Below are 16025 nucleotides of genomic sequence, written 5' to 3' on the forward strand. Positions count from 1 at the left end.
ATTTTTGTTATTTACAGCGAGATATGAAAGGCTTTGAAAGGTGATAGCGATTAAACTATAAAAGGTGCTGCGCTTTGGTTTTAGACTGCCATATCTGCGCTAATTATTGGTTTTTCTATTAACCCAAAAAGCAGTCTAACAAAACAAAATACTATTGTTAATTCAATTGGTTAGGTAAAATTCACCTGAAAGCATCAGAACAAAACTATTTAACATTTATGATATTTTGGATGAGCTTCATCCAGTGCAGCCCTATAGCTTTTTAAATGCTCAATCAATAAATCAAGCTGATCTTTATTTGTTGCCACTGGCTCATCCGAAAAAACATGTCGAACAAAGCCATGAGCATCTGCATAAAAAAAAGCTTCTTTATTTAGAAATTCTTTGTATTCTGAGTTTGTCATATCTCCTACAAATTTTGTAATATCGTAATAGTCGTTATGGTCTTTAATGTCTTGTTGTGTAATTGGCATAATTGCCTCCTATTTATTGTTTGTTGTATTTATGGGTAAATCTGTTATGAAGTTCGTTATCAACATCTAAAGCAGCATCAGGAAACCAGTCATTACATTTATCATAATCAAGATGTAAGTTAGTTCTGCGCCCTTCACTTTGTCTAGCTCGTATAATGACTTCTACATCATACTCTTTCATTGCTGAAGGTAGCGCATTAACAAAGTTACGAAGTGATAACGGATTTTTTAAGTTATTATTTTCGATGAAAGTAATATAAGCATGATATAAAAATCGCTTAAACTGTACTGGCGTTGAGTATTTACCTATCATCATTCCATCAGGTTTATCGGTTGCAAAGAGATAACTACAAAAATCAATTAATGGATTAGTCAATCTTTTAACTTCGATAGCTTCTGATGATTTTTGTTGCTTAATCAGTAATGATTTAGCCTTGCTATCATCCTCAAAATAGTTAAAGAGGTGTCGAATAATAACGGATAACTCTGCACTAATTTTATCTTTAAGATTAGGATCTCTTTCATTAGCAGGGACAGGCTCGCCAAAGTGAAAAATAACCCTACGCCGTGAGATACCGCCATCATCATTACTAAATGTCATAGGGTTGTTATTAATCGCTAATACAACAGCCTGTATCTTAGTTGAATAAGGTTTCTTGTATTTTTCATCTATTGCCACATCATCACCGCCAGTAATCGCCTTGATACCGTTACCCTCACCGATATATTTGGCTTGGTCGGGTAAAATGATTAATGATTGCCCAACAATAATTGACCTTTCTCTTGGTTTTTCTAATGCGTCCATATTTGCCGATACCGTATTATTCTTGCCTGCTAGCATGGTAGCAATCTCAGCAAAAACACTTTTACCGCTACCGCCTGCGCCAGTAACCTCTAAGAATAATTGCCAGTCATAACGATTGGCTAAAATCATGTATAATGCTGCCTTTATCGCATCCATTTTAATCTTATCTTTTTTAGCTGAACGAGATAGCCATTGATAAAAATTAGGTGCATGAAGTTCCAAGTTTTCATTAGTTACACTATCAACATAATCAACACTATTAATTGACTGTAACCAATGGCTTTTGGCATGGGGTTTAAATGCACGATCATTTAAATCAAAAATACCATTTCTAAATCCTATTAAATTTCTGGCTTGCTCTCCTTTCAACGGTATTTGTAATTTCATGGTGTCAATGGTCGATTTAATGCCTTTTTCAGAATAGTAAGCATTTGATTGTCTGAACAATTGAACTAATTCACGTTTTAGATCCATTTCAGAAATCATTTGCCAAACATTATCCTTATATAGATAGACTTCATTTGTAAGCATATCCAAGGCGAGATTATTATCATAATGCTCTATCAGTACATCAGCTTTCTGGCTAGCTTGCATTTGTGATAAGTCAGGAACAGCTTTTTGTTTAACTTCGGTAAAACGCTCCTTACTCTCTTTAATTGATTTTTTAATATTCTTGTTAAAATCCTGCTTGGCTTTTTCAAGTCCAAATTGTTGCCTGTAATCATCCCAATCACATTTATAATATGTATCGGGTATCGAATAAAAGCCATTTACGGCTTGTGCTGCTTCTATTGCTTTTTCTTTACCTGTATTTTTATCATTACCAATATCGTTATCACCAGCAATAATAATTTTAGCGGTTGGATTCAGTTCACAAATAGACTTAGCCACATGGATAAGATTACCTGCGTCAATGGCTGAGATAATTAGCAAGTCAGGTTTAATCTGTAACAAAGTAATGCCAGTAGCCAAGCCTTCGCAAATAATAATTTTATCTGAAACGCTCAATTTTGAGCACACCTCTTTAGGCGTAAGTAATGTTGTACATATCGCAACAAATGCCCCTTTTTTACGTGTACCTTTCATTAATAGTTTTTTTCCGTCTAATTCAACAAAATGTGCACCTGTATATTCAGCGTTGATATTAATTAACGGAACTATAATCTTATCACCGTTTATTAAAGGAAGATTAAATGACAACCCTTTATTGGTCAGATAATCCGATTGCCCCAATGTTGCTTGTGAGAGTAAATACTCAACTTTTTTGCATACGGAACCGCTTTCTTGCTTGTAGTCTTTTCTTTTGGTATCTTTTGTTTCATGACTAGTTAAATTCGTAAGCATTAGGTACCCAGATACTTTGCTAGCGGCTTCCATTTTAGAACAATCATAACTATTTTTAACTAATTCTAATCCATCACCAGCACCACATACGTTACATATCCACGTGCCTCGCTCTTCTAAATTATCGAACCTGAATCTATCTTTACCACCACATACAGGGCAAGGCATATGCTTACCTGTACCAACATTAATCCCTAGACCTTCAAAAATAAGCGGCCATTTCCCTTTTGCTGTTTTTACGATCTGTTCAATATTCATCGTGTTAAATGTCCTTAATGCGTAATATATTTATGAAATACAATGTGATTATGGCTTACCAAAACATGATTAAACATTTCAGATAAGAATATTGCACAATGAGGGTATAAAGTGATATCCCGTCGATTTTGAATCGTGTCTTTAGAAAACATTTGATAGTAAAAGAAGATAGTAAAATCATTTGCTTTTTTTCCATATACTTTCAAAAATTGACTTTCTATTCTTTTTTTGAGAACAGTTTTCACAAATTTTAGATCGAAGTTTATAGTTGTATTGCCGTGTGGATAACAATTACCTTTAAATTGTTTATTGCAATGGTTAATAACCCCCCATGCAACAAAACTACGCAATATCGAAAGTATCTTTTTTGTTGGCTGATGATTAAAAGCATCTTTAATACCGTCGATAACCGAAACTTGGAAATTATCTAATTCTTTTTGTTCAATAAAAAGGAGTTTTTGTTTCATCTTATCGTTCCTATAAGCTAGGGGGATAGCATGCATATGCCCCGCTTGCTTTTGATTATCGTACTTCATAAAATATATTCCTACTGATCTGTTTTGATTTAATTTGTTAACACTAGAAGGTATTTTCATTTGTCGTTTTCCTCCAAGATGTGCCTATTCATGAATCCTTCTGCTGTTTCCTGTAAAAAATCTCCTGTTGCACTCAAAGAGTTACTAAGGTGTTCCACATCTTGGGATTCAATCCCCTTTCCATCAACCATACGGGACAACATTTCTAATAGGGACTTAGCTTGAGCTATTCTTATGTTTAAAAAATCAATACTATTCATAGCTAGATCCCTCCAAAGCTTCTAATGTCTTCAATAACTGGATATAAGCGAATTCTGGCAATAAAGATAAGGGATGATTTGCCTAGGCTCTTGCGTGCTTGGCTTTCGGTTGTTGCCGTTGTTTGGACCACTTGAGCCGTTGATAGGTCATAGAATTTGTATAGTTTGGATTGTCTTGCACATAGGTGTGCGTTATCATAGCGGTTAGCCATAATCATTACCTCATTTAATGGTTGGGTTAGATCCCTCGATAGTGTTCCCGCACTTCTAGGGATTGCTTTTATAAGATAATTACTTATATAATGGTAACTACCAATGCAAGATAAAAAAGAAAAAAAAGATTTCGACCGCTCAAACAGTACAATGAAGCATATTCGTTTTGAAGATGATTTACTTGAACAAATTAACCGACAAGCCAAGAAAAATGGTGAATCTTTTTCAGGCTGGGTCAAAACTGCTTGTAAAATGAGATTAGGGAAATAATTTATGAAAAAAGTAATATTTATTATTATAGTAATCGCCATTGCGGGATATTTAGCATATGATAAATTTAATGCACCTTGTGCAACAAATGACTTACTATGTAAAAATAAAGAATAGCTAAAATTCCCTCGAACGCTTCCGAAATCTACCAAATTTATTAACTCTACGCTATTATAAAAACGTGCTTTAAATGCGTGACGCTTTGGCACAATTTCAATGCATCTGGTTAGTTTTACTGTCATTGAAAATTCCTTATTAAATGATTTGAGTGATTGAATAGAGGCAACTGTGACAAATTGCCTTTTTTATTTATATCAAAACCAATTCGGGTTGGTATTTTGCCCATAATGCCCTTTCCTCTGCGATTAAATTAGCTTTCCATTTTTTACAAGCTTCTAAATTACGTCCTCTTCTGCTTGATTCAATGCGATATTCTTTTTCACGTTTTGCATGATCATTCAAGAAAGCCCAAGGCACACCATAATCCCCAGTTTTACGAATTGTTGGAATAACTTCACCAAATACCCAGTTACTAAATCGATAAGCAAATGTTCCTTGTTGAATTGCTTTTCTACTTCTAGCAATCAACTTGTAAAATCCTGATTCTGAAATTGCATTAACAAATTCATTCCCTCTAGTTATGCCCTTTATTGAATAAAGGGCTTTTTCATTTTCATTTAATGACTTTATTGCATTGGTAACATTTTTGATTTCTAACGCATTACATACATCAACAGCAATAAACCAAGGTTCGCCTAAATGAGTAATGATTCTTACTTCAATGCCATCAAATTTAATTACGCTTAATTCATCTTGTTTAACAATCATCTTAATAGCTTCCATTGGCAAATCCTCGTCGTTTAGTCGGTTGATTTATCTTTTCTACTGGTGGTGGATTATCTATCCAGTGAAGTAATTCCACTAATGACCAACCGCAAGAATTAGCGCCTAACGATTTTCTTAATGGATATTTACCCTCTTTCTCAAGTTGCCAAGCTGTAGATCGGGCAATACTAGTAATTTTGTATCTTTCATTTTCACGAACCAGGCGATCATATTGGATGCCGTATTTATCTCTGATTGCTTTGTGTTGTTCTAGAGTGATTGAATAAGTCATTGAAAGCCCCTTACTGTACTCGGTTGCTTTCTAAGTAGGTTTTAACTTCGGCCATGTCGTAAACTACTCGACGTTTGCCAACTTTAATACCTTTGGGAAAATTTGGATCATAACGTAATGTATTCTTAGCACAGCCTAAGATTAATGCTAGTTCATCAAGGGAATAGTATTTTGGAGTATTTAACTGCATTTCTTACCTCATAAAGTTCGTTTGTGTTTAACTAACGAGGTGATTATCTATCTGTTTTTTCTGCAGTGTAAGTGTATGAAAATATTTTAACCATAGTTAAAATTATTTTTATTACAGCTAATTACTTGATTTTATTGTTTTTTAAAAAATGGTTTTTAATGTTTTTAGGACAGCTATTAAACCTATATTCTAAGTTAATAATTTGAAATCTGGAATAGTTCCATTTTGATCTGGGCGGTTTCCTTTTAGTCCAGCCTTTGATAAATAGCCGTATACCGTATCTAATGAAGGTATGTTGCTGGTGTCGTTTGAATATTCTTTATATAAATAGTTTAATATTTCGTCCCTTAATTGAAATAGTCCTATCTCAGGTGTTTGCTTTCTATTTAATTGTGCAATCCTAATTACCTCAGACTTATATTTATTTGCAGGCCTACCTGCTTTTTTGCTTATTTCTTCGCTATTTTCTTTGGTTTGACATAAAAACTTATTAATATCACCATAATTATTTTTTATAGAACCAGTTAGATCTGGTATTGATTGTGCCTTTTCACTAATTTTTAGGGCTTGTTCTAAAAGACTTCTAATATCTTCAGTTAAAAAACCAACATAATAATCTGTTGCATCCCACATACACTGTGATATAGGGCGATCTCCATATTCATTCCTATTTACTATATACTTAGTTAGCCTTAACCTCTCGGTGTCTACATAAATAATAAACCCAAAAGACCCATCCTCTGGCATACACCAGTACGGTTGTTTTCTTAGCAAGAGTTGAATGGAGCTAATAGTAAATTGAGTGTTTCTAGTATAGGAAAATATCTTTAATTGTATTTTTTTCTCTAAAACAAAATGAAAAAGTTCTTGAGCATTAAGAGTAAATCCAGCATCACTGAAATATCTTAATGATTCATCAAATGTTAGCTTATCCCGAAGATCAAATAAATTAGCCATTGTTCCCCCAAACAATCCCCTATGAAATGATTACGCCAGTCCGTTAGGGTTACGGATATTCGGTGATCAGCCTAGGCGTAATATTTATATTATACCAATACTGTATAAAAAAACACTTATTTAAATACCACTATTTACTGAAATTTAGCTAGCCAAAGGAAAGGATCTCATTTAGGAAACTGCACGAATTTGGAATCAATTTAATGACATAATTTTATGTTATATATGTTATTATTATCTTTTCATAACACTTAAAAAAATATATATAAATCAATTATATTATGTTATTAGTGTTGTTAGTGTTATTAAAAATATATATAAAGTAATTCTTATATAAGAGACACTAAAAAACCAGTCTAATTGACTGGCTTAAATATGTGAATATGACAAAATTAAATTTATAGTTTTAATATTAACTACCTGACAAGGATATATTTCCTTGGCTAGCTTGCTCTACGAAATCACCCCACCATTGCATCATATCTCTACGTTTATCTAGGTAGGTTGCTCTATTGTAAATTGCTCTTACTGCATTCCTATCGACGTGGGCAAGTGAGACTTCAATCAAATCATAATCAAAGCCATGTTCATTTAATGCTGTAGATGCTAATGACCTAAAGCCATGAGCAACTAACTCACCTTTAAAGCCCATTCGTTTTAATGCTGTATTGACTGTTTCTTTATTCATATGTTTATTGAAAGGTGCTTTTAATGTTGGAAAGACATATTCACCATGACCGCTAATAGGCTTCATTATCTCAATTATCTTTATTGCCTGTTTATTTAGTGGAATAGTATGATCTCTTCTCATTTTCATTTTCTCTGCAGGTATCGTCCATAATTCATTTTTTAGGTCTATTTCGCTCCATAATGCAGATACTGCCTCAATTGGTCTTGTTATGGTAAGTAGTTGCCACTCAATCAAGCATCTTGTTTGTAATTCAATACTAGCCAACGAAATAGCTTTCATAATTCTTGGTAACTCTGACGGTGGTAACGAGGGCATATTTTGCTTATGGGCAACTTTAAACACAGCCCCTATTTTACCCGTTGGATTATATTCAATCAGATCATTGTTAACAGCATAAGTCATTACTCTATTAATTCGCTGTGATATCCTCTTAACTGTATCTAGTTTACCGGCACATTCAAGAGGCTTTAAAGCTTCAATAAAATCTTTTGCCTTTAGCTGTGAGACGGGTATATCGCCAAGGATAGGATAAATATAATTAACAAATGAATTTTTTATTCGCCTAATTGTTCCACTAGTGATATCTCTTGAGTTCTGTTGTTCAAGCCATCTTTCAGCCACTTTATAAAATGTATTATCTTTCTCTTTTTTTGTTTGGATTTGTATAGATTGTTTATGCTGTTGTGGATCTACTCCTTGAGATACCAAAGAACGATATTCATCTCTTTTTTGTCTTGCGTTAAGTAATGTGATTTCTGGATAACTTCCAAAACTAACTAATGTACGTTTTTTTGAATCAGGACTCATATAATTAAATCGCCAAATTTTAGAGCCATTAGACTTAACTAATAAATATAAACCATTGCCATCTGATAAAGTAAAATCCTTTTCCTTTGGCTTGGCTGACTTGATTTGAGTATCGTTTAGAGGTTTTATAATCTTGACCATGTTATACGAATTTAAGTTATATTTGAGCGTATAACATAATATATAACATAAAAGTTTGAATTTCGCTAAATCTTCTTGAACTTAGTTAAACAGTAAATTAGCTAGAAAGCTTGTTATATAAAGGTTTTTTGAACGTTTTTGAATTTGGATGAATTAAGGAATGGTGGGTTGTGAGGGGATCGAACCCGCGACCAATTGATTAAGAGTCAACTGCTCTACCGACTGAGCTAACAACCCATAAAAGTATTTTCGAAGTATATAGTAAACTTAATTCAAAAGCAAATTAGCTATACAAATTTTTTTTGTAAAACATTGATATTAATCTTAATATATCATTTCTTACCTTAACGGCTCATGGTCTAATTGCACATACACGATGTATCATTTTATAGTGGTAGTACTTTATTAACCTTGATAGCTATCAGTTAACATACAATTTCAGATATCATCGATAAGCAGTTATGTAGCAAGGTAAAAAATCTCTCGCTAATTTAGCGAGAGATTTTATTGGCAAGACTATAAATTTTTAATCGCAAGATATTGTTCTTGCAACTTGGTTTTATCATCAATATAGCCTTGTTGTTTTTCTTTCTCTTTGGCAACGACTGCTGCCGGTGCTTTATCTACAAAACTGGCATTCGATAATTTACCGGTAATACGGGCTATTTCACCGTCAATACGGGCTATCTCTTTTTCAAGACGCGCTAATTCATCGTCTTTATTAATTAAGCCAGCCATTGGCATTAATAGCTCAGCACCATCCACCAATTTAGTTACTGACAATGGCCCCGTTTCACCCTCATCTAATAAGACAATTTCGGATAATCTGGCTAACGATTCAATGAAATTGATATTATCACTGATGATTCGATGAACTGTAGGCGAAGCTTTACGAATCAATAGTTGCAATGGTTTACTTGGTGCAATATTCATCTCAGCACGAATATTTCGAACAGCAATAACCACATCTTTAATCCAGTTAATATCCGCAACGGCTTGGTCATCAGTAAGCTTGCTGTCAAATGCAGGCATCGGCTGTAACATAATGGTATCGGCTTTAATCGCCATTAACGGTTTGACACTTTGCCAAATCTCTTCTGTAATAAAAGGAATAATTGGATGTGCAAGTCGTAATAATGCCTCAAGAACGGTGACTAAGGTATGACGGGCAGCACGTTGTTCGGATTGTCCACCATTGGCTAATACTGATTTAGTCAATTCTAAATACCAGTCACAGAACTGATTCCACGTAAATTCATATAAAATATTAGCAGCTAAATCAAATCGATAAGTATCAAAAGCTTCACGATAAGATTTTACGGTTTGGTTAAATTCAGCTAGTATCCATTTATCCGCTAAAGAATAAGCCAGATCGCCACCTTTGAAACCACAATCATGTGCTTCGGTGTTCATTAGCACATAACGGCTAGCATTCCAAAGTTTATTACAGAAGTTACGATAACCTTCTAAACGTTTTAAATCCCAATTGATATCTCGCCCAGTTGATGCAAGCGCCGCTAAAGTAAAGCGTAATGCATCAGTACCATGTGCTTCTATCCCGTTTGGAAACTGTTTTTCCGTACGTTTGGCTATTTTTTCAGCCAATTGAGGTTGCATCATATTACCAGTACGTTTTTCGAGTAAATCAGCAAGTGATATCCCATCAATCATATCTAAAGGATCGATAACATTTCCTTTAGATTTAGACATTTTTTGCCCTTCTTCATCACGAATCAAGCCAGTCACATAGACTGTTTTAAACGGAACTTGAGGTTTGCCATCTTTATCTTTAATAAAGTGCATGGTCATCATGATCATTCTAGCTACCCAGAAGAAGATGATATCAAAGCCTGTAACTAAAACATTCGTTGGATGAAAAGTTGCTAAATCATCCGTATTTTCTGGCCAACCTAACGTTGAGAATGTCCAAAGCGCAGATGAAAACCACGTATCAAGTACATCTTCATCTTGAGATAAAATAATATCGTCAGATAAATTATTTTCACGTCGAACTTCAGCTTCATCTCGTCCAACATAAACACGACCTTGCTCATCATACCAAGCAGGAATACGATGTCCCCACCATAATTGACGTGAAATACACCAATCTTGAATATCATTCATCCAAGAAAAGTACATGTTTTCGTACTGTTTTGGTACAAATTGAATATCGCCATTTTTCACCGCATCAATAGCTGGCTCAGCTAACACTTTAGCTCGAACATACCATTGGTCAGTTAACATTGGTTCGATCACAACTCCACCACGATCACCATAAGGAATGGTTAAATCATGCGGTTCGATTTTTTCTAAAATAGCTTGAGCTTCACATGCAGCAATGACCGCTTTGCGTGCTGCAAAACGCTCTAAATTTTGGAACTCAGACGGAATATCAGTTGAATAGATATCACTTGCTTCACCATTGGTATCAAAAACTTCAGCTTGTGCACGAATATCACCGTCAAATGTAAAAATGTTGATCATCGGTAATTGATGTCGACGACCGACTTCGTAGTCATTGAAATCATGCGCAGGTGTAATTTTTACACAACCGGTACCTTTGGTCATATCAGCATGTCCATCGCCAACAATCGGAATACGACGGTTAACAAAAGGCAATATCACATAGTGACCAATTAAATCTTTGTAACGCGGATCTTCAGGATTAACAGCCACACCGGTATCCCCAAATAGCGTTTCGGGGCGAGTAGTTGCAACCACTAAATAGTCTTTGCCATCAGCAGTTTTTGCGCCGTCAGCTAAGGGATAACGCAAATGCCACATAGACCCTTTTACTTCACGATTTTCAACTTCTAAATCAGAAATAGCTGTACGTAACTTCGGATCCCAGTTTACTAAACGTTTACCACGATAAATTAAATCCTCTTGATAAAGCCTTACAAATACCTCTTTAACGGCATTAGATAAACCTTCATCCATGGTAAAACGCTCACGATCCCAATCAACCGAATCACCCAAACGACGCATTTGCTTAGTAATGCTTCCCCCAGATTCGGCTTTCCATTGCCAAATTTTTTCAATAAAAGCTTCACGACCATAATCATGACGGGTTTTACTTTCTTCGGCTGCGATTTTACGCTCTACCACCATTTGCGTTGCAATACCGGCATGGTCAGTACCAGATTGCCATAATGTGTTATGACCTTGCATACGATGATACCGAATCAACGCATCCATAATCGTTTGTTGGAACGCATGTCCCATATGTAAACTACCTGTCACATTAGGTGGTGGAATCGCTATGCAATAGCTAGGCTGGGATTTGTCACCGTTGGGTTTAAAATAACCGCTCTGTTCCCAATGTTGGTAAATGGGTTGTTCGATTTCTTGTGGATTATAAGTCGAATTTTTCATATAAATGCATTAATCCTAATTCAAGGCATAAAAATGGAATTATTCTACTATAAAATAGATAAACAATAAATTGTCATGACATGTTGTCAGGTGGATTTAATCCACAATTAGATTTTTTATCAAAACACAATATTAAATTTAAACTATTTTATTCAAAAAACAGATAAAATGACTTCATATTGGAAATATTATTAGGATAGTTTTTAGCAGAACTTATGCTGAGTCAAAACAATATTTTAAGATTACTACAGCTCTAGTTCTAATTGTTTACAATCTCTATTTGAATGTTTTTTACGGCTTATATTTATTAAAATTGTGGATAATTGTTGATAAATTGGTTTTAGTTCATCTGGCATTATCGTCAAATATTGATTGATAGTTTTGATATCTCCACGTTCAACAGGGCCTGTTAATGCATCAATAATTCCTTTTCGATAGATATTTTTTGCATTGCTCAAAAACAATGGGTGCCAAGCTTGCTCACTGAATTTTTCATCAAGTCCACACTGATAAAGTAATTCAACACCTATTTCGACCAAAGCAATAATTTGATTACTTAACATCACGCAAGCTGCATGATAAAGCGGTTTTTTTTGTGCTGGTAAAAAAGCAATAGGATTTTTTAACGGTGTGAAAAAAGAGTGTAATTTACTTAAATTATTCTTATGCGTTTCAAGTGTAAAAGAAACACCAGACATTGCTGTATAGCAATCGAATCTATCATAGATGGCGTATAATGGATGCAACGAAAATGCATAGGGATGAACAATTTTATTTTTATTGAAAATATGCGAGGTTAAGAGCCCACTACAATGTCCTATCCATTTATTTTGAATTGGCAACTGACATAATTCATCCCATAACATTAAGACTTGTTGTTCAGCTGTCGTAATAAAAATACACTCACAATGACTAACTAATTCAGATAACGTCCGAAAAGCTTGAGTTTGGGTAAATTCACTTGCGATTTTGGCATGCTCATATGTTCGACTATAAAAACCAGCGATCGTCATACCACATAAGGAAAAGTATTTAGCTAATGTACAACCTACTTTACCAGCTCCAATAAAACCAATAATCATTACATACATAAATATTTAAAAATTAAGGTATTATATCTTAACTTGTCTAATATTCAATTAAATATCTTTATTTGCCATTAAGGTTATTATTCATGCAATATTAACGTTATAGCTTGACAATCAAGCTATCATCAGGAAAATTTAGGGAGCAAGTAATTGATTAAAATAGTCAGATCAATTTTCATGTATTTATTGAAACAAAATGGCAAAAGGCAATAAGCGCAGTAAATGTTTATTGTTGAAAAATTAAAAAATTCCATTTGGCTTATTACTTCTTGCCTTTTTGTATAAAGATAATTTATTCACACATAACTGGAATAGTTTTTAAATTAAAGCCAGCATCTTTGTAGGATTTATATCTCATTCTTGCAAGGGTTTTTAATCGCTCATCAACGGGTACAAAATCAATAATATCTCGATATACACCCGAAAATTCAGGGAATTGTTCCTGCAAATTAATCAATAATTGGCGATTACCACTACTGCGTTTTTGAGGCCAGCAGATTTCAACAGGCGATCCCCCTTTCATTCCTTCGCCGACTAAATTATGAGGAACAAAATTATCGGTATCCAGTTGCCAAAGGTATTCATCGATACGTTCAGCTTGAACTTGATCTTGGCAAGCAACCAGCACTCTTTGTTTTGCTTGCCATGCCTCGACAATTTTTTGGCAAGCGAGTTTTTCATAAAACAATATGCCTGTTTCGCTTGCTTCTGTTTGGTTTTCTAACAGATAGAAAATCACTTTTTTCATAAAAATAGTAATGCCGTCTTATTGATCTAATAAATATTGAATCAACATAGCAACTGGTCGCCCTGTCGCACCTTTGTTTGCACCTGATTTCCATGCTGTACCCGCAATATCTAAATGTGCCCAATGGTATTTTTGAGTAAAGCGAGACAAGAAACATGCCGCTGTAATCGTACCACCATCACGCCCACCAGCATTGACAATATCGGCACAGGTTGATTTAATCTGATCTTGGAAATCATTATCCATTGGTAAAGCCCAAGCTTTATCATCCGCTTTATTAGATGCATGCACTAATTGTGATACTAACTTTTCATCATTTCCCATAACGCCCGTATAATGATGTCCTAAAGCCACAATACATGCGCCAGTTAGCGTTGCAATATCAATCACCGCTTTTGGATTAAAACGCTCCACATAAGTTAGTGTATCACACAAAACTAAACGACCTTCCGCATCAGTATTAATCACTTCAACTGTTGTTCCTGACATTGTCGTTAAAATATCACCAGGACGATAAGCATTACCATCGGGCATATTTTCACATCCAGCCATAACACCAACCACATTAATTGGTAAATTTAATTCTGCTACAGCTTGCATTACGCCATAAACGGTAGCTGCGCCACACATGTCATACTTCATTTCATCCATACTTGCAGCTGGTTTAATTGACAAACCACCAGAATCAAAAGTTAATCCTTTACCGACTAAAACAATAGGTTGAGCTTTTTTATCTTTCGCGCCTTTATATTCAATAACAGTCATAATCGATTCATTCTGTGAACCTCTTCCTACTGCTAAGTAAGCATTCATATTTAATTTAGCGAGCTCTTTTTCACCTAAACATGTCGTTTTTAATGATCCATACGTTTTATCGAGCAATTTACCTTTTTCTGCTAAATATTGTGCATTACAGATATTTGAAGGCATGTTAGCCAGTGTCTTAGTAGCCAAGATAGCATCGGCAATAATTTTACCTTGCTGAAGATTACAACTCATTGATTGAGTTTGTTTTTTATCACAATAAATCAAATTAATTTTCGTTAGATTTGGTTTAGGTGCTTTCTCAGTTTTGAATAGATCAAAGTGATAAGTTGTATCGTTCACAATTTGAGGTAATTGTTTCGCAATCATTAAACTATAGGTATTATTGACTGTTAGTAAATCCCAAGTGATACTCTTAATATTTTTAGCAACTAACTCTTTTACCACATTTTGAATCATTTTTTTGGCTTTAGAAAAATCAAAATCTTTACATTTGCCACAGCCAACCAATAATAACTTTTGTTTTAAACCATTTATACAAGGATACAATAATGTCGTTTTTCCAAGTTCACCACTCACATCACCACTTTTAATGAGTTGACTAATCATGCCATTGGTCAATTGATCGATTTCATTAACAAATTCAGATTGTTTTTTGCCAGAATCTATTGAAATAATTAAACATTCTGTTTTTTGATTAGCTAAGGTATGACTATTTTTAATTAAGAATTCCATAATGTTTCTCTTGTAAAAGATAATGTGAATAGTATTATTCTATCGATTCATCATGGGATAGCAACAAAAAGATAACTAATTATCGTTATTTCAGTTTATAATACTTAGATCTTAAAAACGTTTAATTTTATATAGGTAAAATGTGATAATTCGTCGATATTTAGTTAAAGAGACATTGAAAACACAAGGTGCAATTTTATTTATTCTGCTCCTTATTTTCTTTTCTCAAAAATTAATTAAAATTTTGTCGAGTGCGATTGAAGGAAATATTCCTCGTGACTTAATCATGCCCCTGTTAGTCTTGGGCATTTCAAATATGGCCGATCTGATTTTACCACTAAGCCTTTTTTTAGGTGTGCTTGTTACATTTGGTCGCTTATATTCTGACAGTGAAATGGTTGCTATGCATGCCTGTGGGGTGAAAAAAAATGTCACCTACCAAGTTGTTTTTTTACTTTGTATTTTTACGTGTTCATTAAGCTTATTTAACACTATTTGGTTTGGTCCCTGGTCAAGTATCAAGCAAGATCAATTAATTGAAAATGCAAAATTAAATCCCAGTTTAGCTGGTTTATTATCTGGTCAATTTCAACAAACACCGGATGGAAATTCAGTTATTTATATTGGTAATGTTAATAATAATAACTTAGACAATGTCTTTATTGCCAAAGTGAATACTAGAAATAATGAGCGACCATCTATAATTATTGCTAACAAAGGGAAAACAGGACACGATAAAGAAGGTAATCAAATTATTACGTTGGAAAATGCAAATCGTTATGAAGGAACGGCTAATCTAAAAGATTTTCGCATTTCAAATTTTCATAATTATTTAGGAATTATTAAACCTAAAGAATTAGAAATGAACAATGATGATGATAAAATTGATGTTCAGCAACTAGGTATATTGGAGTTATATCATCACAATACAGCCAAAACTAAAGCTGAATTTTATTGGCGGTTAACATTAATAATTTCAGTTCCATTAATGGCTTTTTTAGTGATTCCGTTAAGTGTATCTAACCCAAGACAAGGTAGACTTGCGCAAATATTACCTGCATTACTTCTTTATTTAGCTTATTTTTTATTAGCAAGTTCTGTAAAAGCTAACGCAGGAAAAGAGCGTTTAGATGCAGAAATATGGTTTTATTTAATCAATATAGTTTATTTTATAGTTGCAATTATTTTGAATTTTTGGGATAGCCTATTTATGCGTAAACTTCGATTAAAATATGTGGCATCATAAAGGAGA

General features: G+C 34.0%; 15 protein-coding genes and 1 tRNA gene. 1 reads left to right on the forward strand and 15 read right to left on the reverse strand.

Annotation, left to right across the window (positions count from 1 at the left end):
- Nucleotides 1–209: 209 nt before the first annotated feature.
- The 15 genes from ACKJXD_RS00130 to ACKJXD_RS00200 form a co-directional block, all read right to left on the reverse strand.
- Entirely contained in the window at nt 210–473 is a 264-nt protein-coding gene (locus ACKJXD_RS00130; protein ID WP_430875176.1) for a hypothetical protein, read from the reverse strand.
- Nucleotides 474–486: 13 nt separating this feature from the next.
- Nucleotides 487–2880 carry a phage/plasmid primase, P4 family gene (locus tag ACKJXD_RS00135; RefSeq protein WP_430875177.1) on the reverse strand — a complete coding sequence of 798 codons (2394 nt, stop codon included), beginning with the start codon at nt 2878–2880 and terminating at the stop codon, nt 487–489.
- Nucleotides 2881–2894: 14 nt separating this feature from the next.
- Nucleotides 2895–3476: a hypothetical protein gene (locus ACKJXD_RS00140; RefSeq protein WP_430875178.1), complete on the reverse strand. Its 582-nt coding sequence runs from the start codon at nt 3474–3476 to the stop codon at nt 2895–2897.
- The gene (locus ACKJXD_RS00145) at nt 3473–3676 is read right to left on the reverse strand and encodes a hypothetical protein (RefSeq protein ID WP_430875179.1); all 204 of its coding nucleotides are present in this window, start codon (nt 3674–3676) and stop codon (nt 3473–3475) included. The genes ACKJXD_RS00140 and ACKJXD_RS00145 overlap by 4 nt, the downstream gene beginning before the upstream one ends.
- 2 nt (nt 3677–3678) lie before the next feature.
- Nucleotides 3679–4401: a host cell division inhibitor Icd-like protein gene (locus tag ACKJXD_RS00150; RefSeq protein ID WP_430875180.1), complete on the reverse strand. Its 723-nt coding sequence runs from the start codon at nt 4399–4401 to the stop codon at nt 3679–3681.
- 67 nt (nt 4402–4468) lie between these two features.
- Entirely contained in the window at nt 4469–5002 is a 534-nt protein-coding gene (locus tag ACKJXD_RS00155; protein ID WP_430875181.1) for a BRO-N domain-containing protein, read from the reverse strand.
- Complete coding sequence (locus tag ACKJXD_RS00160) at nt 4989–5276, reverse strand: helix-turn-helix transcriptional regulator (RefSeq protein ID WP_430875182.1); 288 nt, start codon at nt 5274–5276, stop codon at nt 4989–4991. Before ACKJXD_RS00160 ends, ACKJXD_RS00155 begins: the two co-directional genes overlap by 14 nt.
- Nucleotides 5277–5286: 10 nt before the next feature.
- Nucleotides 5287–5466, reverse strand: a complete 180-nt coding sequence (locus ACKJXD_RS00165) for a helix-turn-helix transcriptional regulator (RefSeq protein WP_065569266.1) — start codon at nt 5464–5466, stop codon at nt 5287–5289.
- 189 nt (nt 5467–5655) lie between these two features.
- Entirely contained in the window at nt 5656–6423 is a 768-nt protein-coding gene (locus tag ACKJXD_RS00170; RefSeq protein ID WP_430875183.1) for a hypothetical protein, read from the reverse strand.
- A gap of 412 nt (nt 6424–6835) precedes the next feature.
- Nucleotides 6836–8062, reverse strand: coding sequence for an integrase domain-containing protein (locus tag ACKJXD_RS00175; protein ID WP_430875184.1), 1227 nt, complete (start codon nt 8060–8062; stop codon nt 6836–6838).
- Between the two features lie 161 nt (nt 8063–8223).
- Nucleotides 8224–8299 (reverse strand) — tRNA-Lys (locus ACKJXD_RS00180).
- A 279-nt stretch (nt 8300–8578) separates the two neighbouring features.
- Nucleotides 8579–11437: a valine--tRNA ligase gene (locus ACKJXD_RS00185; protein ID WP_430875185.1), complete on the reverse strand. Its 2859-nt coding sequence runs from the start codon at nt 11435–11437 to the stop codon at nt 8579–8581.
- 245 nt (nt 11438–11682) lie between these two features.
- Entirely contained in the window at nt 11683–12528 is an 846-nt protein-coding gene (locus ACKJXD_RS00190) for a Rossmann-like and DUF2520 domain-containing protein (protein ID WP_430875186.1), read from the reverse strand.
- A 289-nt stretch (nt 12529–12817) separates the two neighbouring features.
- Nucleotides 12818–13273, reverse strand: a complete 456-nt coding sequence (locus ACKJXD_RS00195; RefSeq protein WP_294829394.1) for a DNA polymerase III subunit chi — start codon at nt 13271–13273, stop codon at nt 12818–12820.
- 18 nt (nt 13274–13291) lie between these two features.
- Nucleotides 13292–14773, reverse strand: a complete 1482-nt coding sequence (locus ACKJXD_RS00200; RefSeq protein ID WP_430875187.1) for a leucyl aminopeptidase — start codon at nt 14771–14773, stop codon at nt 13292–13294.
- Nucleotides 14774–14915: 142 nt separating this feature from the next.
- Between ACKJXD_RS00200 and lptF the strand changes: the two genes are divergently transcribed.
- On the forward strand, nt 14916–16019 hold the full coding sequence (lptF, locus tag ACKJXD_RS00205; RefSeq protein ID WP_294829399.1) for an LPS export ABC transporter permease LptF: 1104 nt from the start codon (nt 14916–14918) through the stop codon (nt 16017–16019).
- Nucleotides 16020–16025: the final 6 nt, after the last annotated feature.

It is taken from the genome of Gilliamella sp. G0441 (genome assembly GCF_050589305.1).
Lineage (GTDB): Bacteria > Pseudomonadota > Gammaproteobacteria > Enterobacterales > Orbaceae > Gilliamella.

Excerpts from the sequence above, each read along its gene's own strand:
- ACKJXD_RS00200 (WP_430875187.1), bottom strand. The coding sequence starts at position 14,773 with ATGGAATTCTTAATTAAAAATAGTCATACCTTAGCTAATCAAAAAACA.
- ACKJXD_RS00130 (WP_430875176.1), bottom strand. The coding sequence starts at position 473 with ATGCCAATTACACAACAAGACATTAAAGACCATAACGACTATTACGAT.
- ACKJXD_RS00175 (WP_430875184.1), bottom strand. The coding sequence starts at position 8,062 with ATGGTCAAGATTATAAAACCTCTAAACGATACTCAAATCAAGTCAGCC.
- ACKJXD_RS00195 (WP_294829394.1), bottom strand. The coding sequence starts at position 13,273 with ATGAAAAAAGTGATTTTCTATCTGTTAGAAAACCAAACAGAAGCAAGC.
- ACKJXD_RS00160 (WP_430875182.1), bottom strand. The coding sequence starts at position 5,276 with ATGACTTATTCAATCACTCTAGAACAACACAAAGCAATCAGAGATAAA.
- ACKJXD_RS00155 (WP_430875181.1), bottom strand. The coding sequence starts at position 5,002 with ATGGAAGCTATTAAGATGATTGTTAAACAAGATGAATTAAGCGTAATT.
- ACKJXD_RS00150 (WP_430875180.1), bottom strand. The coding sequence starts at position 4,401 with ATGACAGTAAAACTAACCAGATGCATTGAAATTGTGCCAAAGCGTCAC.
- ACKJXD_RS00190 (WP_430875186.1), bottom strand. The coding sequence starts at position 12,528 with ATGTATGTAATGATTATTGGTTTTATTGGAGCTGGTAAAGTAGGTTGT.
- ACKJXD_RS00185 (WP_430875185.1), bottom strand. The coding sequence starts at position 11,437 with ATGAAAAATTCGACTTATAATCCACAAGAAATCGAACAACCCATTTAC.
- ACKJXD_RS00165 (WP_065569266.1), bottom strand. The coding sequence starts at position 5,466 with ATGCAGTTAAATACTCCAAAATACTATTCCCTTGATGAACTAGCATTA.
- ACKJXD_RS00170 (WP_430875183.1), bottom strand. The coding sequence starts at position 6,423 with ATGGCTAATTTATTTGATCTTCGGGATAAGCTAACATTTGATGAATCA.
- ACKJXD_RS00145 (WP_430875179.1), bottom strand. The coding sequence starts at position 3,676 with ATGAATAGTATTGATTTTTTAAACATAAGAATAGCTCAAGCTAAGTCC.
- ACKJXD_RS00140 (WP_430875178.1), bottom strand. The coding sequence starts at position 3,476 with ATGAAAATACCTTCTAGTGTTAACAAATTAAATCAAAACAGATCAGTA.
- ACKJXD_RS00135 (WP_430875177.1), bottom strand. The coding sequence starts at position 2,880 with ATGAATATTGAACAGATCGTAAAAACAGCAAAAGGGAAATGGCCGCTT.